Here is a 20,901-nt window from a genome sequence, read left to right on the forward strand (position 1 = left end):
GCCCCGGCCGGGGTCCCCTCCGGCCGGGGCGGCGGCGTTGGCGCGAGCACACCTCCAAGGCTCACCAGTCCCGTACGGCGATCAGCTCCTCCACGTCCGCATCGGCGAAGCCGTACGCCTTGGCAACGAACCAGAAGTCCTCGGCCATCTCCTCGCGCGCCACGGTCTCGATCTCGCTGTCGGCCGCCTCGAAGTCGCCCTGAAGGGCGTTGAACTCCCCGGTCCGTGATCGTCGATGCCGATACCTTGATCGTGCACCACGCCACTGACAACGCCTCCGGGAGCCGCCCGTGACCCCCTCCGCGCCGTCCTCCGGTCCCTCCTTCGAGCTGCTGCCCGGCGCCGCCGGCTCGCCCGTGATCCTCCATGTCCCGCATTCCGCACGGGAGATACCGGCCGACGTCCGCGCGGACATCGTGCTGGACGACCCGGCGCTGGCACGCGAGCTGGACCACATCACCGACAGCCACACGGCCCGGATCGCCGAGGAGGCGGCACGCGCGTGCGCCCTCGCCCCATGGCGGTTCGTGAACCGGATGTCCCGGCTGGTCGTCGATCCGGAGCGGTTCCCGGACGAGCGGGAGGAGATGCTCGCCGTGGGCATGGGCGCGGTCTACACCCGCACCACGCACCGCGCCGAGCTGCGGCCCGCCGAGCACGATCCCGGGCCGCTGATCGACCGCTACTTCCGCCCGTACGCCCGGGCGATGACGGAGGCGGTCGCCGACCGGCTGGCCGCGACCGGCCGCGCCGTCGTCGTCGACCTGCACTCCTACCCCACCGCCCCGCTCCCCTACGAACTGCACGGCACCGGCCCCCGGCCGCCCGTCTGCCTGGGCACAGACACCTTCCACACCCCGCCCGCACTGCAGGCGGCGGCGCGCGAGGCGTTCGCGGGGTGCGGGGAGATCGGCGTCAACAGCCCCTTCATCGGGACCTACGTCCCGCTGGAGTTCTACGGCAAGGAGCCTGCCGTAGGAGCGCTGATGGTGGAGCTGCGCCGGGACACGTACATGACGGAGCCCGGGGGGTCGCCCGACGGGACCGCGGTCGCGCGGCTCGCCACGGCGCTGGCGGCGCTCATCGCCGCCGTCTCGGACTGACCTCCGGCTGGAGCACTCCCGCAGGACAGGCGGGCGAGGGCGTACGAGGGTGGACGCATGACCGAGGAGACCACCACGCTGACCAGCCAGGCCCCGCAGCCGCCCGTGCGGGACTGGCCCCCGATCGATCTGACCGGGACCGACTTCGACCCGGTGCTCGCGGAGCTGATGCGCGAGGGACCGCTGAACCGGATCCGGCTGCCGCACGGTGAGGGCTGGGCGTGGCTGGCCACCCGCTACGACGACGTGAAGATGATCACCAATGATCCGCGGTTCGGCCGCGCGGAGGTGACGACCCGTCAAGTGACGCGCATGGCACCGCACTTCAAGCCCCGCCCGGGGTCTCTGGCGTTCGCCGACCAGCCGGACCACAACCGGCTGCGCAAGCCGGTCGCGGGCGCGTTCACGGTCGGCGCGATGAAGCGGCTGCGGCCCCGGGCGCAGGCGCTGCTCGACTCGCTGGTGGACGGGGTCGTGGCGGACGGACCGCCGGCGGATCTGATCGAGCGGGTCCTGGAGCCGTTCCCGCTCGCGGTGGTCAGCGAGGTCATGGGCGTACCCGAGGAGAACCGGGAGCAGGTGCACGCCTGGACCCGGCAGATCATCTCCACGTCCGGCGGCGCCGAGGCCGCCGACCGGGCCAAGAACGGCATGTACACGTGGATCACCGACACCATCCGCGCCCGTGCCGACAGCGACGGCACCGATGTGTACTCGCTGCTGGGCACCGCCGTGGCCCGGGGCGACATCAGCGAGCCGGAAGCGGTGGGCCTCGCGGGCCCGCTGCAGATCGGCGGGGAGGCGGTCACCCACAACTGCGGCCAGATGCTGTACCTGATGCTCACCCGTCCCGAGCTGCTGGAGCGCCTGCGGGGTCAACCGGAGTGCCGGGAGGCCGCGTTGGACGAACTCCTCCGCTACATCCCGCACCGCGCCTCCGTCGGACTGGCCCGGATCGCCCTGGAGGACGTCGAGTTGCACGGCCAGCGGATCAGCGCGGGCGACCCGGTCTACGTCTCCTATCTCGCCGCCAACCGCGACCCGGCCGTCTTCCCGGACCCGGACCGCATCGACGTCGACCGCGATCCCAACCCGCATCTGGCCCTGGGCAACGGCCCGCACTACTGCACCGGTGCCGTGCTGGCCCGGCTGCAGACCGAACTCCTCGTCGACACCCTGCTGGACCGGTTGCCCGGGCTTCGACTGGCCGTTACCGCCGAGGAGATCGTCTGGCGCCGGAAGACGATGATCCGGGGGCCGCAGACGCTGCCGGTGACCTGGTAGCGCGTTGATGCGCGAGGAAGGGGTGTCCCGCTCTCCTTCCTCGCGCACCGGCGGTCACGCCCGCAGCCACTCCGTGACGACCACCTCCCCGCCGGTCCGCAGCCGTAGCGCGAAGGGACCGGCCGGGGGTACGTCGCTGGTGAAACGGCCCATGGAGTCGGCCGTGAGGGTGGCGGGGCGCAGTGCCTGCAAGCCGTTCAGGACCTCGATGCCGGCCGGCTGGGGCGGCATCACCTGACCCATCAGGCCCTCGCTCGTGACCTCCACGTCGACGCTGAGCTCGCCCGCCGTGAACGTCAGCATGCGGGGTATGTCCGTGACACCCCGGACCGGGATGGCGTCGACAAGGGAGTCGAAGGTCAGCTCCGCGAGCCGGGCGTCCATGTCGTACAACGCGTAGGCGTCCATGGCGACTTGGCGCAGTTCGGCGGGGACCGGGTCCAGGATGGCGGCCGCCTGGCGCAGCTCCTCCTCCAGGAGTGCCTCGTCGAACTCCGAGCCCTCGTCTTCCTGTTCGCCCTGCCGGTCGTCGAACTCGTCGTCGTCGAAGGGGTCCTGGCCGAAGGCGTCGAACGCGCCCGGACCGTCGCCGTACATGCCGTTCACAGCGCCTCCCCGGCGTCCAGTCGGGCCCTCAGGCGGCGCAGACAGCGCTGGCGCATGGGTCCGATACTGCCCACGGCGATGCCCAGACCGGCGGACACCTCCTGGTAGCTGGGTGGCGGTGAGGCCATCAGGACGCGCAGCAACTGCCTGCAGCGTTCGCCCAGTGCGGCGAACTCCTGCCACAGCCTGCGGATGCGCTCGGCCTCGGAGGCCGCCTCCTCCGAGTCGAGGACCGACTGCTCGGGGGTGCGCTCCTCGCTGACACGGTCGAGGAGTTGGGGATCGTCCGTGGGCATGAGCCGCCGCAGTCCCTTGATCACCTTGAGGCACTCGTTGCGCGCGGTGCTCGCCAGCCAGGAGCCCGCCTTGTCGGGTTCCCGGATCCGGCCCAGGTGCTGGGCGAAGCGGAACCACACGGTCTGGTACACCTCGCCGGCGTCGGCGTCGGAGAGCCGATGGGCGCGCACCACTGACCAGACCAGTGGGCTGAGCCCCTCCACGAGCGCCTTCCAGGCCGCCGCGTCGCCGTCGACCGCCGACCGGACGAGCGCGCCGACTTCTGCACGTTCCACGGTGCCACCCCTCGTGTACGGCATGTCATCGTACGCCGTGGAGGGGAGGGTTCCGGCCCTCATGCCGGAGCGGAGAGCGGCACGACGGGGACCGGGCGCCAGGTGGGCGGGCGCAGCGCCGGTACATGCGCCCCGCGTACTTCGGCGTACTCGGTGTTGGCCGCGAGGAGTTGGGTGCGGGCTGCGCGCGCGTCGCTCTCCTTGTTCGCGGTCATGTGGGCGGCGACCAGCGCGGCGGCGACGGGGGTGGCGAACGAGGTCCCGCTCCAGTGCGCGAACCCCTCGAACATCACCTGGTCGGGCTTTCCGGCCGAGTTGTCGCCCTGTTGGCTCAACACCCCGGTGTGGGTGGGGTATTGGCAGGTGCAGGAGTAGGTGAAGCCGAACCGGCAGGCGTCGTAGGTGCTGTGCTGGTAGGTGTACGGCGTGGGTGCGTCGAAGCCGGTGAGGGGGCCGACGAGCCGCTCACCGGGGGCGTAGGCCTTCACCCAGGCGCCGTGGTTGCTGAAGCAGGCGCCGTGCTCGCCGTCGCCGCGCAGTGCGCCGACCGAGAGGACGACGTCCCGGTAGTCGGGCAGGTCGGCGTAGGCGGCGGGCCAGAAGGGGGTCGCGCTGGCGTTGTTGCCGGCCGCGGCGACGAGCAGGGTGCGCTGTCCGCGCAGGGCCTGCATGAAGCCCTCGACGCCGAGGAGGCCGTCGGTGCGGCCGTTGGTGGTGCCGGCGGAGAGGCTGATGACGTCGGGCCAGCCGTTCTGGTCGACGGCGGCGAACAGGGCCTCGCCGAAGTCGGATTCGAGGATGGCGCCCGCGTCGTTGAGGGTGTTGCGGACGGTCACCTCGGTGTTGGGCGAGACGGCCGCGACGAGCCCGGCGATGAACGTGCCGTGTCCTACGTACTGTTGGAGCACTCCCGCCGCGTCGGTCTCCTTGATCTGCGGATCGCCCTGGACGTGTGCCAGCAGCGGGTAGGAGCGGTAGTCGTGCATGAGTCCGGTGTCGATGACGAGGACGTCGACGGCGGTGTCCGGGTCGTAACCGGCTTCCGCGGGCGCGGGGTTGGCGCCCTGGGTGAGCGGGGCGGGCACGGGTTCGTCGCCGGGACAGGCGTTCACGGCGATCGACACGACGTGGTTGCGGCTGACCAGTCGGCGGCCCGCGCGGCCCTCCGGCTCGCGCAGGGCGCGCAGCGCGTTGGCGACGGCGCGGTCGCCGCGCCGGTCGCCGTGGGTGGGGTCGCCGACCTGGATGCGGGTGATCCCGGACCGGTTGGTCTCGGGTCCGGCCCGGCGGACGGAGTCGGCGGTGAGGCCGGTGGCCTCGGTGAAGTGGGTGCGTACGGTCTCTTCGACGAGGCGGGCCTCCTCGCCGTCGCGGGCTAGCACGACGCCCTTCTCGTAGAAGAACTCGGCGGAGTCGTCGGGCCCCATCGCGAGGGGGATGTCGGGCATCGAGCGCTGGATCTGGTCGAACTGCTCGTGGAATCGCTGTGGTGCCATGGCGTGTCCTCCCACTGGGGCGGCGGTCGTCAATCAGAGCCCGCGGGCCGTTACTTGATACAGCGCCAAACGCGTGTGGTGTGCACCTGGGGCCACTACCATCCGAGGAGTGACAGCGGATGGCGACCCGGTTCTCGAACTGCTGCCGATGGTGTTCGCGGCTCCGAGCGAGGCGCTGGCCGGTGCGCGCGAGGTCCTCGACGGCGATCCGACGCCGTTCCAGGCCTCCGTGGCCCACCATGTGATCGGTATCTGGCAGCGGGACTTCGGCGATCTCCGGCTCGCTCTGAAGCATCTGCGGCGGGCCCGCGACCTGGCGGCGCGCGCCGAGTCGGCGGACCGGGAGGCGGACGTCCTCGGCACGCTCGGGGTGGCCCTGGTGCACGCGGGCCGCACGCGGCAGGGCCTGGCGGCCTTCGAGCGGGGCATCGCCCGCGGCAGCAGACAATCCAGGGCGCGCGTTCTGTTCCTGCGGGCCTACGTCTGGTGGGTGCTGGGCCGGCACAAGGAGGCGCTGGACGACGTACGGCGGGCGATCCCCGTGCTGCGGCAGACGGACGACGTGATCTGGACGGCGCGGGCGCTGACCCTGCGCGCGACGGTGCATCTGGCGCTCGGCGCGGTGGACCGGGCGGACGCCGACTTCACGGCGGCCGAGCGATTGTGGGAGACCACCGGCCAGGAGCACGACAAGGCCGACGCGGTGGAGAGCAGGGGCCTGGCCGCGTTCCGGTCGGGCGACATCCCGGTCGCGCTCCGGCTCCTCGACGAGGCCGAGGAGATGTACGCCAAGCTGACCACCCCGACGTTCATGCTCACCATCCGCCGCTGCGAGGTGCTGCTGAGCGCCGGCCTGGCCGCGGAGGCGCTGGCCCAGGCGGACACGGCGGTCGGGCTGCTGGACGGCATCGGCGGGCAGTCCACCCGCAAGGCGGAGCTGCTGCTCGTGGCCGCCCGGGCGGCGCGGCTCGCGGACGATCCGCCCACGGCGATCGCGCGCGCGGCCGTGGCGGTACGGCTGTTCGCCGCGCAGCGCCGCACCTGGTGGCAGACGCATGCCCAACTGGTGCTGATCGAGGCGAGGTTGGCGGCCGGGCGGGCGTCGGGCCGGCTGGTCGCGGACGCCGCCGCGGTGGCCGGCCGGCTGGCCGCGTTCGGCTCCCCGTCGGCGCCGGAGGCCGCTCTGCTCGCGGGCCGGATCGCGCTGGCGCTGGGCTGGACGGCGGACGCGGAACGGCACTTGGCGGTGGCCGCCCGCAGCAGACGCGGCGGGCCGCCGCTGGCCCGGATGACCGGCTGGGCGGCGCAGGCGCTGCGTGCCGAGGCCGCCGGGTCGGGACGCGGGGTGCTGAAGGCCTGCCGGCGCGGGCTCGACGTCCTGGACGACCACCGTACGACCCTGGGCGCCTCGGAGTTGCGGGCCCGGGCCACCGCGCAGGGCGCCGAACTGGCCGCACTCGCCCAACGCGCGAGCCTCGACTCCGGTGGTCCGCGACGGCTGTTGGTGTGGAGCGAGCGGTGGCGGGCGACCGCGCTGTCCACCCCGCCCGCCCGGCCACCCGCCGACCCCGCCCTGCTCAGCGGTCTGACGGCTTTCCGTGAGATCGCCGCCCGCGCGGAGGAGGCTCGGATGGAGGGCCACCCAGTACCGGCCCTGGAACGCGAACAGCGGCGCCTGGAACGGGAGATCCGCTCCCGCACCCTCCACATGCGCGGCAACGCCCCCGGCGACGGCGAACGCTTCGATCCGACCCGGCTGCTGGCACGGCTCGGTGAGGGGCGGCTGGTGGAACTCGCCGTGGTCGACGGGCGGGTGCACGCCCTGCTGTGCGGCCAGGGACGGGTCCGGCGGTTTGCGGCGGGCCTGCTCTCGGAGGCGATGGCCGAGGCGGAACATGTGCAGGCGGGGCTGCGGCGGCTGGCGCATCCCGGGGCGGAGGCCCGGCTGCCGGTGGTGGAGGCGGCGGGCCGGCGGCTGGAGGAACTGCTCCTGGGTGAGGCGGCCGGGCACCTGGGCTCCGGGCCGGTGGTGGTGGTCCCGCCGGGCCGACTCCACCGCGTTCCCTGGACGTTGCTGCCCTCTCTGCGCGAGCGGGTGCTCAGTGTGTCGCCGTCGGCGGGCAGTTGGCTGCGTGCCCTGGACACCCGGCCACCGCCCGGCGGACGGCATGTCCTGGTGCGCGGGCCCGGCCTGGCGACCGGCGGCGCGGAAGTCCCGGACCTGGCCGACCGCTACGGCAGGCCCACGGTCCTGGAGCACGACGATGCCGAAGTCCCCCGAGTACTGGCCGAGTTGGACGGCGCGACGCTGGCCCATATCGCCGCGCACGGCACGTTCCGCGCGGACAGCCCCCTGTTCTCGTCCCTTCGCATGGCCGACGGCCCGCTCATCGTCCACGACTTCGAACGCCTGGCCCGCAGCCCTTACCGGATCATCCTCTCCAGTTGCGACACCGCCCGCCTCGCCCCGGTGGGCGCGGACGAACTCCTCGGCCTGGTAACGGCGTTGCTCCCGCTGGGCACGGCGGGAGTGGTGGCGAGCAGCGCCCCGGTCAGCGACGCCGCCGTGGTCCCGCTGATGCTCGCCCTGCACAAGGGCCTCAGCGCGGGCCTCTCCCTGGCAGAGGCCCTGCGCGACGCCCGGGCCGCGCTGCCGGGGGACGCGATGCACCAGGCGACGGGGTGGGCGTTCACGGCGTTCGGAGCGGCGTGACCGGCAGACCCGCCGGGGCATCGGTCACGCCGACTGCGCCGTCGGCAGTTCCACCAGCCAGGGCAGCGCGCCGCGGTCGCTCGCGCCGAGGCGGGCGTAGGCGCTGTAGAGGTGGTTGCCGACGGTACGGACCGACAGGGTGAGGCGCTCGGCGATCTGCCGGTTGCTGAGGCCCGCGGCGGCGAGGGTGACGATCTGCCGCTGGCGGGCGGTGAGTTCACCGAGCACCAGCCCGGACAGTGCCGGGGTGCGGGCGCCCTGGCAGCGGCGGGCCAGTGCGACCGCGCGGGTGCGGGACATGCGGGCGGCGCGCGGGTCACGGTGCGCCCGTACGGCCTGTGCGTGCGCCTCGGCCGCGAACAGCAGGAACCCGCGCTGCTCCAGCTCCCCCGCCACCCGGTCCAGCGCGGGCCCGTCGCCGTCGACCAGTGCCTCGGCGTGCCGGGCGAGCACGGCCGGTCCGTCGCCGGGCAGCCGGGCCAGCCGGCCCGCGACCTGTTCGGGAGCGCCGAGGCGTACGGCGTCGTAGAGGGCGTACGCGGCGGGCCTGCCCTCCTCGGCGGCACCCCCGCGCCGGTCCGGCGTCAGCGCCTCGGCCACGGTCTCACGGGCCGTCTCCACATCGCCCCTGGCCGCTGCCAGCCAGCCGCTCGCGGGGCGGTGGGCCAAGGTCTCGCCGGTGTCCGGCACATCGCCCGACTGGGCGGCGGCCAGGGCGAGTTCGGTCCCGCAGGCGCGGTCCGCCGGGGTCTCCCGCAGCCCCTCCCGCGCCCAGGCCGCGGCCTCGCGCAGTTCGCCGCGCAGCCTCGCGAACCGGGCGCGGACGGCCGCGTACCCGGCCGGTACCGGCGCTCCCTCGGCCACCAGCCACTCCCCCACCGGCGTCGGCAGCGGCCGTACGTCGGTCCGGTCGATGCGGTCGGTGAGCGCGGCCCGTTCGGCCGCGAGGGCCGGGACGCACTGGTCGGGGGTGCGGGCCAGGCGGCGGGCCCGGAGCCGGCCGGCGGCGGCGCGCAGCGCGGGGCCGTGCAGGGGGTGGGTGAGGTGGACGGCGCCCCGGTCGTCGACGCGGATCAGGTCCTCGGCCTCCAGTCGTTCCAGGATGTCGAGGTCGAAGTCGTCCAGGGAGGACGCCAACGGCTCGGCGAAGGCCAGGCGTTCGAGGCTCTCGCGCTCGTCGAGGCCGGCGCGGGCGAGGACCTGCGCGGTGCGTTCGCGGACCGTCGCAGTGACCGGCACCGGGCCGCGCCACGTCCACTCGTCGGTGTCCGTGGCCCGGGTCAGCAGCCCGCGCTCGCGCACCGCGCCGAACAGGTCGCGCAGCAGCCGCAGATCGCCTTGGCAGAGGTGGTGGAGGCGCTTCACGGTGAGGGGTTCCAGCGGGCCGCCCGCGCCCGCCGCCAGCAACCGGGCGATCTCCTCGCGGGGCAGCGGCTCCAGCGCTAGGCGCGGCAGCAGTTCGCCCGTCCACAGGCGGGAGACCGCACCGGGTACCGGTTCGCCGTCGGCCACCACGACGATCAGACGGGTCCGGCCGTGGACGGCGAGCTGGTGGACGAGGGCGGCCGAGGAGTCGTCGAGGAGGTGGGCATCGTCGACGAGCAACAGCCGGGTGCCGGACAGGAGTTGGACCGCTCGGTGCAGGGAGACGCTCTCGGGCAGCAGGTGGGCGAACGCGGCGAAGGGCAGCATGCGGGTCTCGGGCGTCCCGGTGATCCGGGCGCAGTCGCCGCCCCGCACTGCCTCGGTGACCAGCCGGGTCTTGCCCCGGCCGGCCGGGCCGGTGACCACGATGCCGTGCCGTCCTGCCGTCAACGACCTGCGGATCAGTTCGAGTTCGTCCTCCCGGCCGGTGAACGGCCAGGGCAGTTCAAGGGTCTTCGCGTCCTGTTCGAAAGTCATCACGCAGATATGAGTCGGGCTACTCACGCCTGATACAGGGTGACTTGAGTAGCCCTCGACTCAGGCGCCCGGGTACGGTCAACGGCACTCTGGTCGCATGACCGCTCGCTACTGCTCCCTCACGCAGCAGCCGGCCCCGGAGTTCGGACCGGGACTGGCCGCGGAGCGGCGCGGTGCGCTCATCGGCGGAAGCCGCATGTGGGTCAACGGCACGGTCCTGCACTACTACTTCTTCGACGCCGACAACTCCGCCGCCGCCGACACCTCCGTCATCCCGGTGCCCGGGACCGGCGAGCTGCGGCGAGTGCCGTGGGCCGGTGCCAAGGAGCAGCAGGACGTCGTACGCGAGTGCTTCCGTGAGTGGCAGGGGCTCGGCATCGGTGTCGGCTTCGCCGAGGTGACCGACCGGTCGGAGGCGGAGCTGCGCATCGGGTTCCAGGCCGGTGACGGCTCCTGGTCGGCGGTGGGGCGCGACGCGCTCACGGTCGGCCTGGGCGACCGCACGATGAACTTCGGCTGGGATCTGACCGCGCCCGGACAGCGTGGCACGGCGCTGCACGAGATCGGGCACGCCCTGGGCATGCTGCACGAACACCAGAGTCCGTTAGCCGGGATCCACTGGGACGACGAGGCCGTGTACGCCGAGTTGGCGGGCCCGCCGAACTTCTGGAGCCGGGACAGGACGCTGTTCAACATCCTGCGCAGGCTGGACCCCGACGAGGTCAACGGCTCCGTCTGGGACCCGCAGTCGATCATGGAGTACCCGTTCGCGTCGGGCCTGGTCCTGGAGCCGGAGGAATACCGCAAGGGTCTGCACCCGCACGGCGGCCTCTCCTCCTCGGACAAGGAGTTCGTGCTGCGCTGGTACCCGCCCGCCGGCTCTCCCCGGCCGGCCGAGCTGGTGCCGTTCCGCTCGGCGCCGCTGCGGTTGGGGCCGGGCGAGCAGGCCGACTTCACGATCGAGCCGGCCCAGACGCGCGAGTACGCCGTCGGCGCCTTCGGGGACAGCGACACGGTCTTGGTGGTCTTCGAGGAACGGGACGGCGAACCACGCTTCCTCGCCGGTCAGGACGACGGGGGCACCCCGCACAACGCAACGCTCAAGGTCAGGCTCGTCAAGGGCCGCCGATACTTCGTCCGTGTGCGCCTGTACTCCACGTGGGGGTCGGGGGACACCGCGGTGATGTGCTGGTAACAGCACGTGTACAGCCGCACACGGACGGACGGACCACGCGGTCCGGCGCCGGGGGAAGCGGCCGGGGCTCGTAACCTTCGGGGGAGGGATACGAGCCCCGGCCACGCCACTGTTTTTCAGCCGCCCGACTCCGGGGGCCGGGCAGGGTCCTCGGACCACTCCTCCGGCGAACCGTCGTACACGGAAATGTCCGTTCGGCCGAGCAGGGTGAGCGCGAGTGCGGCGCCCGCGGCCGAGATCCCTCCGCCGCAGTACAGGACGACCGGCGAGTCGTCGCTGTCGAGAACTGCTCCGATCCTGGCGGCGAGTTCGGGTTCGGGAAGTATGCGTCCGGTGCCGTCCAGCGGACCGCGTCCCGGGAGACTGCGGCTGCCGGGGATGTGTCCGCGACGGCTGTAGCGGGGCTGGCTGAACCGCCAGGACCTGTGGGACCAGACGCTGCCCACACTCCAGGAGACGCTGCTCGGCTTCGCGCTGTCGTTCGCGGCGGCCTGGCTGGTCGCCGTCCTCCTCGGCTTCTCCTCCGCCGCCAGCCGGGGCCTGTACCCGCTGCTCGTCGCCTCGCAGCCCATCCCGATCGTGGCCGTGGCACCGCTGCTGATCATCTGGTTCGGCTTCGGACTGCAGCCGAAGGTGCTGGTGGTGACGCTGACGACGTTCTTCCCGCTGGCCGCCAACCTCGCGGCGGGCTTCTCGGCGACGGACCGCGAGGCGATGCGGCTGCTGCGCTCGCTCGGCGCGGGCCGGTGGCGGACGTACCGGCTGGTCCGGGTGCCGGGCGCGATGCCGTACTTCTTCGCCGGACTGCGCGTGAGCATCACCTACGCCGTCGTAGACGCCGTCTTCGCCGAGTGCGCGGGCGCGGCGGCGGGCCTCGGCATCTACATGCAGGCACAGAAGAGCGCGTTCCGCACGGACCTGGTGTTCGCGGCGGTCGCGGTGACGGAGCTGCAGCGCTAGGTGCAGGAGCGCCCCCAACTGGCAAAGGGGCTGGCGGACTTCCCGTGGCGCGAGGACACCCGGCGGATCCTGCTCCCACTCCACGAGGAACTGGCCCCGCACCTCCCGGGCCTCACCCCGCTCTGGACCCACAACGACTGGCACGCCTCCAACCTCCCCTGGAACGAGGACGGTTCGGTCGCGACGGCCCTCGACTTCGGCATGAGCGACCGCACTACGGCCGTGCACGACCTGGCCACCGCCATCGAACGCAACACGGTCCAGTGGCTCCAGCCCGGCTTCCCGGTCCGCGAGGAGGACGCGCTCGCGCTCCTGGACGGCTACCGGTCCGTTACGCCCGCTCAGCCCCACCGAGTCGAAGGGGCTCCCCGCGCTACTCCCCCTGGTCCACGCCTAGTTCGCGCTCTCCGAGCTGGGCTACTTCCACGGCGTGACTCGATCGGCGGAGAACACCCGGCTGGCGTACGAGTACTACGTGGGCCACGCGGAGTGGTTCGCCGGGGAGGGCGGACGGCGTCTGCTGGACCTGTGCGGCGCTAGCGGGGCGCCAGTTCACGGGTGAAGACGACACGGGGTCGCCCCGCCCCGTCGTAGTCGTCGACCACACGCGCGTCGAACCCGAGGGTTCGGTGGAAGGCGATCGAACCCTCGTTGGTGACCGAGGTGATGGCCTTGAGGCGGACCGCGCCCTGCCGTCCGGCGGCCTCGATGAACGCCGTGTACAGGCTGCGGCCGAGACCGGTGCCGCGGGCGTCGTCCCGCGTCGCGATCAGGTGCACGTATCCGGTGTGGCCGGGCGTGACGAACCCGAAGAGGTATCCACGGATGCCGTCGTCGGCGCGGGCAACCAGACAGGTGGACCCGAACTCCTGCACCAGCGCGGTCAGATGAAGCGCGCGGAGGTCACGCTCTCCCCAGTAGCGTGCGTGGTCCTCCAGGACCTGGTGGAGGTCGGTGACATCGGCGGGTTCGATACGGACGGCCATGGCATCGATCATGGCAGACGGCCGTTCGGAGTCGAGAAGGAGATGGGTCATGATCACGGGTTACGTTCTCGGTGAGAGCCTGCGCCCCGGTGCTGCGTTCGCGCCGGATGGACTGCGCATCCGGAAGGTGGAGCGGGTCGACAACTCGGCGAGTGCCACGGCCGGACAGCCCGCCGCCTGGACGTTCGTCGAGTGGGAGACCGACGACGACAGCGCCTCGGGTCCGATCGCGGAGGCGCTCGCCGCCGCTTTGGAGCCGACTCATGGCTGGTACGCGGACTTCACCGTCGGAGACGAGCGGGTGGTCGTCTTCGCGAGGAAGGTGTTCCGCTATCGGCGCGGCGACGAAGCCGGCCGCGCCGAAGCGGTCGCGTACGGGCGCTCGGTGGGGACCCCGGAGCATCAGCTCGACTGGGAGGAGTGACCCCGGCGGCGCCATTCCCGCGCGAGGAGCTCGTACGAGCGCACGCGGTCCGCATGGTCGTGGGTGATCGTGGTGATGAGCAACTCGTCCGCGCCGACGGCCTCTTGGAGTTGTTCCAGTTGGTCGGCGACTCGGCCGGGTGAGCCGACCAACTGGGTGTCGACGCGGTCCTGGACCAGCTCACGGTCCTCGTCGGTCCAGATGTGGGCGCGGGCCTCTTCAGGGGTCGGGAACTTGATCGCGCCCTCCGCCGTGCGGATGGAGCGCACCCACAGGCCGTAGCCGGTGGCGAGTTCGCCGGCGGTCTCGTCGTCATCGGCGACGACGACGTCGGCGGAGACGCTGACGTACGGCTTGTCGAGGACGTCGGAGGGCTGAAAGGCGGCGCGGTAACCGTCCGCCGCCTCAAGGACGCCGACGGGGCTGACGTGGTGATTCGCCGCGAAGCGGCGGCCGTTGCGGCCCGCGACCTCCGCGCCGGTGCCCCCGCTGCTGCCCAGGATCCACAGCTCCACGTCGGCGCCCTCGCCCGGCACGACGTGCGCCTCGACGCCCTCCGGAGAGCGGTAGGTGCCGGCCGGCAGAGCGAGGACGTCGTCGATCTGCTCGCCGTACTCCTGGGACTCGGCCTTGGGCAGCAGGAGCAGCTTGCGCTGGGCCGTGCCGTTGCCCTTGCCGATGATCAGGTCCAGGCGTCCGCCGGAGAGATGGTCCAGCGTCGCATAGTCCTCGTAGGCCCGGACCGGGTCGAGGAGGCTCAGTAGGGTGACCGCCGTGAAGAGGCGGATGCTGCGGGTGAGCGCGGCGATGTGGCTGAGGACGACGGTCGGCGAGGAAGAGATGAAGGGCCGCTCGTGCCGCTCCCCCACACCGAAGCCGTCAAGTCCCAACTCCTCGGCCAGCACGGCGTTTTCGAGGACCTCGCGGAAACGCTCGTGGGTCGGCTTCTGGATGCCCGTGATCGGGTCGGGGCGGTGGACGATGAGCGTGATCGCGAGGAACCTCACGACGCCGCCCGTTCCTCGCGCACCTCGTCGGGGTGGGCGAGGCCTAGGTGGTCGCGGAGGGTCGGGCCCTCGTACTCGGTACGGAAGACGCCCTGTTCCTGGAGCAGCGGGACGACCTTGTCGGCGAAGGGGTCGAGTCCGGTCGGGGTGATGTGCGGGACGAGGATGAAGCCGTCGCCGGCGTCGGCCTGCACGAAGTCGTTGATGGTCTTCGCGACGGTGGACGGGGAGCCGATGAAGGCCTGACGGTTGCCGGTCTCGATGACCAGGTCGCGGATGGACCAGTTGTTGGCGGCGGCCCGCTCACGCCACTCGCGGGCGGTGGCCAACGGGTCGCGGTACATGCGTACTTGGGCGCGGCCCTTGGAGATGTGGTTGTCGCTGACGTCCGGGTCGATGTCGGGGAGCGGGCCGTCCGGGTCGTAGGAGGAAAGGTCCCGGTTCCAGACGAACTCCAGGTGCTTGATGGCCGTGGCACCGCTGACCTGCTGGCGGCGCACTTCCTTCGCGAGATCCTCGGCCTCGGCGTCCGTGTCACCGAGCACGAAGGTCGCGGCCGGGAGGATCAGCAACTGGTCGGACCTGCGGCCGTACTTGGCGAGGCGAGACTTGACGTCGGTGTAGAAGGCCTGGCCCTCGGTAAGAGTGCTGTACCGGCTGAAGATGGCGTCGGCGCTGGATGCGGCGAACTCGCGGCCCTCGTCGGAGTCGCCCGCCTGGAAGATCACCGGGCGGCCCTGCGGGGAGCGCGGGACGTTGAACTGGCCGTGGATGTCGAAGTGTTGACCCTGGTGAACGAAGGCTCCGGCCTTGGCGTCGCGCAGGAAGGTGCCGGTGGCCTGGTCGGCGACGATCTCGTCGCCGTGCCAGGAGTCGAAGAGTTCCTGAGTGGTGGCGAGGAACTCCTTGGCCCGGGAGTAGCGCTCCTCCTGCGGCAGGAAGCCGCCACGGCGGAAGTTCTCACCGGTGAACGCGTCCCAGGAGGTGACCACGTTCCAGGCCGCGCGGCCGTCGGAGAGATGGTCGAGACTGGCGAACTGGCGGGCCACCTCGTAGGGCTCGTTGAAGGTGGAGTTGATGGTGCCGGTGAGGCCGAGGTGTTCGGTGACGGCGGCGAGCGCGGCGAGGACCGTGAAGGTGTCGGGGCGGCCGACCACATCCAAGTCGTAGATCTTGCCGCCCTGTTCGCGCAGGCGCAGGCCCTCGGCGAGGAAGAGGAAGTCGAACTTGGCGCGTTCGGCGGTCCGTGCGAAGTGCGCGAAGGAGCTGAACTCGATGTGGCTGCCGGCCGCGGGGTCGCTCCACACGGTGGTGTTGTTGACACCGGGGAAGTGGGCGGCCAGGTGGATCTGCTTCAGGGGCTTGCTCATGTCGTACGGTCCTCCGGGCTCAGGCGGTGGCCGCGGCGGCGGCGTAGCGGTTGGCGGGGCGGGCGAGCCCCAGCAGGCCGCGCAGGGTGTCGGCCTCGTAGGCGCGGCGGAAGGCGTTCCGGCGCTGGAGTTCGGGGACCAGCCCCTGGGTGATCGCCGGCAGGTCGTGTCCGGCGACGGCGGGCCGCAGCCGGAAGCCGGTCAGCCCCGCCGACTGCAACTCCTGCAGGAGATCGGCGAGTTGGGCGGGCGTACCGGCGAAGAACCGGGCGTCGCTGGTGTACGGCTCTCCCGCGAGGGCGTCGAGGCGCTCGCGGCGGGCGACCGCCGTGGCCTCGTCGTCGTCGAGGAAGACCACGAGGTCGCCGAAGATGTGCAGCGGTTCGTCGGCGCGTCCGGCGGCCTGCTGTTCGGCGCGGATCTCCGCGACGATCGCCCGCGCTTCGTCCGTGTCGTGCGGGGTGACGTAGCCGATGTCGGTGGCACGGGCCACCAGCCGGTACGGGACGGTCCGGTGGGCCAGGGAGCTGACGATCGGCTGGCCCTGCGGCGGCCGGGGTGTGATGGAGGGGCCCTTGACGCTGAAGTGGCGCCCCTCGAAGTCGATGTAGTGGAGCTTGTCGCGGTCGACGAAGCGGCCGGTGGCGACGTCCCTGATCTCGGCGTCGTCCTCCCAGCTGTCCCAGAGCCGGCGCACGACCTCGATGTAGTCGGCGGCCTCGTCGAAGTGCTCGGCGAGCCGCTGCTGTCCGGCCTCGGTCCGCAGACTCTCCAGGCTGATCGGCTCGAAGGTGCGGCGTCCGAAGTGGTCGGCCTCGTGCGGCCGGGCGGAGAGCTGTACCCGCACACCGGCGCGGCCGGTGCTGACGTAGTCGAGGGTGGCGATCGCCTTGGATATGTGGAACGGCTCCGTGTGCGTGGACACCACCGTCGGGACCAGGCCTATGTGGCTGGTGAGCGGTGCGATCCGGGCCGCGATCAGTACGGCGTCGAGGCGGCCGCGGACCTGGTCGGTGCGGCCGTCCGGTTCGCCGATGGGGGTCCCCGCGGTCGAGCGAAGTCGAGACTGGGGGAGCGAGGACTGCAGGCCGAGGCCGTCCTCGAAGGTCACGAAGTCGAGCAGACCGCGCTCGGCCTCGGCCACCAGGTCGGCCCAGTGCGCGGCGGTGAAGAGGTCGCGGGGCCGGGCCACCGGCTCGCGCCAGGAGGCGGGGTGCCAGCCGGTGCCGTCGAGGGCGACGGCGAGATGCAGAGGAGAAGGGGAGGTCGATGACACGAGTGGTGCCTTCCTGGAGGTCCGTACGAGATCGCCGGCCCTTGGAGACGGGCGCACGGCGGCTGGGGCAACGGGGTCAGGGGCGACAGAGCGCGCCGGCCACGCGCAGCAGGTCTATGTGCTGTCGGGTGGTGAGTCGCACGTGGAGGACAGCGGCGCCACACATGTGCCCCACCTCCACGGATTCCGGCTTCATCAGGGGCAACCGCACGGCTATGCCGTTTCTTCCGGATCGGCGGCGGAAGTCGTGCCGGTGAACCGTACGAGCGAGAAGACCGTGCGGGCGCGCAGCGTGAAGCCGATCGACTCGTACAGCCGGATGGCGTTGGTGTTGGTGGCGGCGGCGTGCAGGAAGGGGTGGTCGCCGCGTGCCTTGATGCCGGCGGCGACCGCGCGGACCAGCCGGGTGGCCAGGCCGCGGCCGCGGTGGTCGGGGTCGGTGCACACAGCGCTGATCTCGGTCCAGCCGGGCGGGTGGAGGCGTTCGCCGGCCAGGGCGACGAGCCTGCCTCCGTGGCGGATGCCGAGGTAGGTGCCCATCTCGACGGTGCGAGGCAGGTAGGGGCCTGGTTCGGTGCGGGCGACCAGGTCGAGGATCTCGGGCACGTCGTGGGTGCCGAGGCGGACTGCCTCCGGGTCGGGCTCGGCCCGCAGGCCGGTGTCCACCAGCTGGACACCTTGTCCGGAACGGATGATCTCCCAGCCGTCGGGGACCTCGCTCACTCCGCGCACGGCGGCGGTGCCGCCGGGGCCGATGAGCGTGGCCAGGTCGGCCCAGGCGCGCGGGTCGTCGTTGTCGGTGGTGGCGTGGAAGCCGGCCACGTCGACGGGGTAGCGGGCGGCGCGGCCGACGCGTTCGGCGAGGTGGGCGTGCGGGCCGGTGAGCGCTGCCCAGGCCGGGTTGTCCAGGACGTGGGAGGTGGTCGTTTCGAGACTGATGGTGGAAGACATCGGGTGACGGCTCCGGTACTGGTCGCACGGGTCGGGGACCCCGCCGGGGCGTGGCGGGGTCCCGTTGCCGGAAGGGTGGGTCAGGAGTCGCTCTTCGGCAGCCCGGGCGGGTTGATCTCGGACTTGGCGACGGCCTCGTTGGAGAGGTTCCAGGCGGCCAGCCACTTGGCGTACTGGCCGTTCTTGATCAGGTAGTTGATGGCGTCCGCGAGGGGCTTGGCGAGGCCGCTATTCTTCTTCGCGGTGGCCGCGATCAGGCCCTGGAGGGTGGATCCGGCGCCGGAGTAGGTGCCCGCGTTGCGGACCGCCTTGGCCGTGCCCTTGGTCGAGGAGACCTGGTAGGCGACCGAGGGGTTGGGGGCGAGATAGGCGTCGATCTTCCCGGAGGCCAGCGCGAGGTAGGTGCTGTTGTTGTCCTGGAAGTACTTGACGGTGAGCGCCTTCTTGTCCTCGGCGGCCAGCTTCTTCTTCCACTCCAGGAGGATCCGCTCCTGGTTGGTGCCGGCGCCGACGGCGACGGTCTTGCCGGCGAGGTTCTCGTAATTGCCGTCGAAGTTCCAGGAGTTGTCGGCCTTCACCGCGAAGCCGAGGTTGTCCTCGCGGTAGGAGGCGAACTCGTACTTCGCCTTGCGCTCCTCGGTGTCGGTGACGTTGGAGAAGGCGACGTCGACCTTGCCGCCGTCCAGGCCGATGAAGAGGTTCTCCCAAGTGGAGTTCTTCAGCTCGGGCTTGAGGCCGAGGACGGCGGCGACCAGGCGGGCGATGTCGGTCTCGGAACCGGTGAGGGTCTTCTGGTCCGAGCCGACGTAGCCGAGCGGCGGGGAGCCGGCGGGCAGGAAGCCGACGCCGACCTCCAGCTTGCCGCTCTTCGCTGTCGCCTTGGGCAACTCGGCGCTGATCGACTTCACTTCGGCGACCTTGAGCGTCGCCTCCTTGGCGGCGCCGAGGGAGAAGGCGCCCACGGTGACCGTGCCGGAGGCGGCGTTGCCGGACGTGGTGGCCGCGTCACTGTCGCCGCCGCAGGCCGCGAGACCACCGGCGAGGGAAGCGAGGACGGTTCCCGCGGTGAGTCCGCGAGTGATTCCGCTGCGAAGGCTGGGCGTAGACATGGCTGTTCCTAGGCTCGGTGTTCGGGGCTGTTGAAAGTGAAGGTGAAACAGTGGTGGCTCAGAGGACCTTGCTGAGGAAGTCCCTGGTGCGCTCGTGCTGCGGCTTGTCGAGGACCTCGTGGGGCGGGCCCTGTTCGACGATCTTTCCGCCGTCGATGAAGACGACCCGGTCGGCGACCTCGCGGGCGAAGCCGATCTCGTGGGTGACGATGACGAGGGTGGTGCCGCTGGTCGCCAAGTCCTCGATGACGGAAAGGACTTCGCCGACGAGCTCGGGGTCGAGGGCGGAGGTCGGCTCGTCGAAGAGGATGACGCCGGGGCGCAGGGCGAGGGCCCGTGCGATGGCCACACGCTGCTGCTGGCCGCCGGAGAGCTGCCTCGGGTAGGCGCCGGTCTTCTCGGCGAGACCGACGCGGCCGAGCAACTCCCTTGCCAGTTCCAGGGCTTCGGGCTTGCCGAGTCTGCCGGTGGCGACCGGGGCGGCGGCCACATTGTCGAGGACGGTCAGGTGCGGGAAGAGGTTGAAGTTCTGGAAGACGAACCCGATCCGGCTGCGCTGGGCGAGGATGGCCCGCTCGCTCAACTCCTTGAGCCTCCCCCAGCCTTCGGCCGGGGGGACCCCCGTCTCCCTTCGGTCGCCCCGTTGCTTCACTCCGATGAGTTCGCCGTTGACGCTGACGTAGCCGATCTCGGGCTTCTCCAAGTGGTTGATGACCCGCAACAGGGTGGACTTGCCGGAGCCGGACGGGCCGAGGATCACGGTGACCTCGCCGGGCCGTACCGTCAGGTCGACGCCGTCCAGCACCCGGTGGGCGCCGTACCACTTGTGGACGTCGTGCACCTCTACGGCAGCGGGTGTGACGTCCGCCGGCGCTTCGACGGTGTTCGTGGTCATACGGCGGTCTCCCTGCGGATGCGGGCCCGCAGATCGGTGACACCGTCGCGGAGTTTCTGGATCGGGGTCGGCGGCAGGGAGCGGGTGGCGCCCCGGGCGTAGTGGCGCTCGACGTAGAACTGGATGACGGACACGACGCTGGTCAGGATCAGGTACCAGACGGTGACGACCAGGAGGAGCGGCACGATGTCGCCGGGGTAGGTGGAGCCCATCGTCTGCGCGGAGCCGAAGAGGTCGAGCAGTGAGACGTAGAAGACCAGCGAGGTGCTCTTGATCAGGCCGATCAGCTGGTTGACGTAGTTCGGGGTGATGGAGCGCAGTGCCTGCGGGAAGACGATTCTGCGGAACTGGTAGCCCTTGGGCAGGCCGAGCGCGGAGGCCGCCTCGTGCTGGCCCTGGTCGACGGAGAGGATGCCGCCGCGGACCACTTCGGCGGCGTACGCCGCCTCGTTGAGGCTGAGTCCGACGACGGCGACGACCATGTCGGTGGCGAGCTTCGACTCGTCGAAGGAGAAGAAGGCGGGACCGAAGGGGGCGCCGATGCTGAGCGTCTGGTACAGGGCGCTGAAGTTGTAGAGGAAGATCAGCACCACGATGAGCGGGATCGAGCGCAGCGCCCACACATAGGTCCAGCTGGCGGCGCGCAGCACGGGGCTCTTCGACAGCCGGGCCAGGGCGAGCAGGATGCCGCCGAGGAGGCCCAACACGGCGCTGAGCGCGGCCACTTCGAGGGTGATGACGAGTCCGTCGAGGATCGTCGGGCGCAGGAACCAGTAGCCGAACCGGTCCCACTGGTAGAAGGGGTTGGTGACCAGTCCGTGGACGAACTGGGCGATCAGCACCAGCACGACCAGCGTGACGATCCACCGGCCGGGTCGCCGCAGCGGCTGAACTCGCTGTGCGGTAAGGGCTTTTGACGGTGTGTCGGTGGGCGGCGGTGCCTCGGCGAGGGACACGGCGGTGCCAGGGGGTTCACTCATGAGGGGCTCCGGCGGGAGGGGGAACCCCGGACCACGGCACCTGGGCGTGACGGAAGAGACGCTCACGGCGAG

21 protein-coding genes and 1 pseudogene are annotated in these 20,901 nt (G+C 71.6%); 7 read left to right on the forward strand and 15 right to left on the reverse strand.

All coding sequences use genetic code 11. The features are described from left to right. Positions 1-61 precede the first annotated feature (61 nt). Positions 62-232: pseudogene (locus AB0I51_RS41440) on the reverse strand (DUF5713 family protein); the annotation flags it as partial. 58 nt (positions 233-290) lie between these two features. Between AB0I51_RS41440 and AB0I51_RS41445 the strand changes: the two are divergent. Together AB0I51_RS41445 and AB0I51_RS41450 are read left to right on the forward strand one after the other, a co-directional pair. Continuing rightward, positions 291-1,103 (forward strand): N-formylglutamate amidohydrolase, encoded by an 813-nt coding sequence (locus AB0I51_RS41445; RefSeq protein ID WP_362983558.1) that lies wholly within the window; start codon positions 291-293, stop codon positions 1,101-1,103. Positions 1,104-1,160: 57 nt separating this feature from the next. Continuing rightward, entirely contained in the window at positions 1,161-2,387 is a 1,227-nt protein-coding gene (locus AB0I51_RS41450; RefSeq protein ID WP_362983559.1) for a cytochrome P450, read from the forward strand. 54 nt (positions 2,388-2,441) lie between these two features. Here the strand turns inward: AB0I51_RS41450 and AB0I51_RS41455 are convergent, their stop codons facing one another. From AB0I51_RS41455 to AB0I51_RS41465, 3 genes are read right to left on the reverse strand one after another with little or no spacing between them, the layout of a single operon-like run. Beyond that, entirely contained in the window at positions 2,442-2,993 is a 552-nt protein-coding gene (locus AB0I51_RS41455) for a hypothetical protein (protein ID WP_362983560.1), read from the reverse strand. Further along, positions 2,990-3,628 (reverse strand): sigma-70 family RNA polymerase sigma factor, encoded by a 639-nt coding sequence (locus tag AB0I51_RS41460; RefSeq protein WP_362983561.1) that lies wholly within the window; start codon positions 3,626-3,628, stop codon positions 2,990-2,992. Before AB0I51_RS41460 ends, AB0I51_RS41455 begins: the two co-directional genes overlap by 4 nt. After that, on the reverse strand, positions 3,625-5,061 hold the full coding sequence (locus AB0I51_RS41465) for a S8/S53 family peptidase (protein WP_362983562.1): 1,437 nt from the start codon (positions 5,059-5,061) through the stop codon (positions 3,625-3,627). The genes AB0I51_RS41460 and AB0I51_RS41465 overlap by 4 nt, the downstream gene beginning before the upstream one ends. A gap of 109 nt (positions 5,062-5,170) precedes the next feature. On the opposite strand from AB0I51_RS41465, the gene AB0I51_RS41470 reads away from it, so the two are divergent. After that, a complete protein-coding gene (locus AB0I51_RS41470) occupies positions 5,171-7,774 on the forward strand; it encodes a CHAT domain-containing tetratricopeptide repeat protein (protein ID WP_362983563.1) in 2,604 nt (867 codons plus the stop codon). Between the two features lie 24 nt (positions 7,775-7,798). Here the strand turns inward: AB0I51_RS41470 and AB0I51_RS41475 are convergent, their stop codons facing one another. Then, positions 7,799-9,676: a LuxR C-terminal-related transcriptional regulator gene (locus AB0I51_RS41475; RefSeq protein ID WP_362983564.1), complete on the reverse strand. Its 1,878-nt coding sequence runs from the start codon at positions 9,674-9,676 to the stop codon at positions 7,799-7,801. 97 nt (positions 9,677-9,773) lie between these two features. On the opposite strand from AB0I51_RS41475, the gene AB0I51_RS41480 reads away from it, so the two are divergent. Continuing rightward, a complete protein-coding gene (locus AB0I51_RS41480; RefSeq protein WP_362983565.1) occupies positions 9,774-10,871 on the forward strand; it encodes a M12 family metallopeptidase in 1,098 nt (365 codons plus the stop codon). A gap of 116 nt (positions 10,872-10,987) precedes the next feature. Here AB0I51_RS41480 and AB0I51_RS41485 read toward each other — a convergent pair whose 3' ends face one another. Continuing rightward, the gene (locus AB0I51_RS41485) at positions 10,988-11,476 is read right to left on the reverse strand and encodes a rhodanese-like domain-containing protein (protein WP_362983566.1); all 489 of its coding nucleotides are present in this window, start codon (positions 11,474-11,476) and stop codon (positions 10,988-10,990) included. On the opposite strand from AB0I51_RS41485, the gene AB0I51_RS41490 reads away from it, so the two are divergent. Together AB0I51_RS41490 and AB0I51_RS41495 are read left to right on the forward strand one after the other, a co-directional pair. After that, positions 11,421-11,831, forward strand: coding sequence for an ABC transporter permease subunit (locus AB0I51_RS41490; protein WP_362983601.1), 411 nt, complete (start codon positions 11,421-11,423; stop codon positions 11,829-11,831). The genes AB0I51_RS41485 and AB0I51_RS41490 overlap by 56 nt on opposite strands. Beyond that, positions 11,832-12,371 (forward strand): phosphotransferase, encoded by a 540-nt coding sequence (locus AB0I51_RS41495; RefSeq protein WP_362983567.1) that lies wholly within the window; start codon positions 11,832-11,834, stop codon positions 12,369-12,371. Here AB0I51_RS41495 and AB0I51_RS41500 read toward each other — a convergent pair. Further along, entirely contained in the window at positions 12,368-12,829 is a 462-nt protein-coding gene (locus AB0I51_RS41500) for a GNAT family N-acetyltransferase (protein ID WP_362983602.1), read from the reverse strand. The two genes, AB0I51_RS41495 and AB0I51_RS41500, sit on opposite strands and share 4 nt — an antisense overlap. 37 nt (positions 12,830-12,866) lie before the next feature. Here AB0I51_RS41500 and AB0I51_RS41505 point away from each other — a divergent pair, with 37 nt between their 5' ends. Further along, on the forward strand, positions 12,867-13,241 hold the full coding sequence (locus AB0I51_RS41505) for a hypothetical protein (protein WP_362983568.1): 375 nt from the start codon (positions 12,867-12,869) through the stop codon (positions 13,239-13,241). Here AB0I51_RS41505 and AB0I51_RS41510 read toward each other — a convergent pair. The 8 genes from AB0I51_RS41510 to AB0I51_RS41545 all read right to left on the reverse strand — a co-directional run bounded on the left by AB0I51_RS41510 (position 13,220) and on the right by AB0I51_RS41545 (position 20,829). Then, entirely contained in the window at positions 13,220-14,248 is a 1,029-nt protein-coding gene (locus AB0I51_RS41510) for an MsnO8 family LLM class oxidoreductase (protein WP_362983569.1), read from the reverse strand. The two genes, AB0I51_RS41505 and AB0I51_RS41510, sit on opposite strands and share 22 nt — an antisense overlap. Then, positions 14,245-15,618, reverse strand: coding sequence for an NtaA/DmoA family FMN-dependent monooxygenase (locus AB0I51_RS41515; RefSeq protein ID WP_362983570.1), 1,374 nt, complete (start codon positions 15,616-15,618; stop codon positions 14,245-14,247). Before AB0I51_RS41515 ends, AB0I51_RS41510 begins: the two co-directional genes overlap by 4 nt. A 19-nt stretch (positions 15,619-15,637) precedes the next feature. Continuing rightward, entirely contained in the window at positions 15,638-16,894 is a 1,257-nt protein-coding gene (locus tag AB0I51_RS41520; protein WP_362983571.1) for an LLM class flavin-dependent oxidoreductase, read from the reverse strand. A gap of 76 nt (positions 16,895-16,970) precedes the next feature. Further along, positions 16,971-17,090, reverse strand: coding sequence for a putative leader peptide (locus tag AB0I51_RS41525; protein ID WP_362983572.1), 120 nt, complete (start codon positions 17,088-17,090; stop codon positions 16,971-16,973). Between the two features lie 17 nt (positions 17,091-17,107). Further along, the gene (locus tag AB0I51_RS41530) at positions 17,108-17,845 is read right to left on the reverse strand and encodes a GNAT family N-acetyltransferase (RefSeq protein ID WP_362983573.1); all 738 of its coding nucleotides are present in this window, start codon (positions 17,843-17,845) and stop codon (positions 17,108-17,110) included. Positions 17,846-17,925: 80 nt separating this feature from the next. Next, complete coding sequence (locus AB0I51_RS41535) at positions 17,926-18,954, reverse strand: ABC transporter substrate-binding protein (RefSeq protein ID WP_362983574.1); 1,029 nt, start codon at positions 18,952-18,954, stop codon at positions 17,926-17,928. A gap of 58 nt (positions 18,955-19,012) precedes the next feature. Continuing rightward, positions 19,013-19,849 carry an amino acid ABC transporter ATP-binding protein gene (locus AB0I51_RS41540; protein WP_362983575.1) on the reverse strand — a complete coding sequence of 279 codons (837 nt, stop codon included), beginning with the start codon at positions 19,847-19,849 and terminating at the stop codon, positions 19,013-19,015. Then, positions 19,846-20,829: an amino acid ABC transporter permease gene (locus tag AB0I51_RS41545; protein WP_362983576.1), complete on the reverse strand. Its 984-nt coding sequence runs from the start codon at positions 20,827-20,829 to the stop codon at positions 19,846-19,848. The genes AB0I51_RS41540 and AB0I51_RS41545 overlap by 4 nt, the downstream gene beginning before the upstream one ends. Between the last annotated feature and the right edge of the window lie 72 nt (positions 20,830-20,901).

It is taken from the genome of Streptomyces sp. NPDC050549 (assembly GCF_040655035.1).
GTDB lineage: Bacteria > Actinomycetota > Actinomycetes > Streptomycetales > Streptomycetaceae > Streptomyces.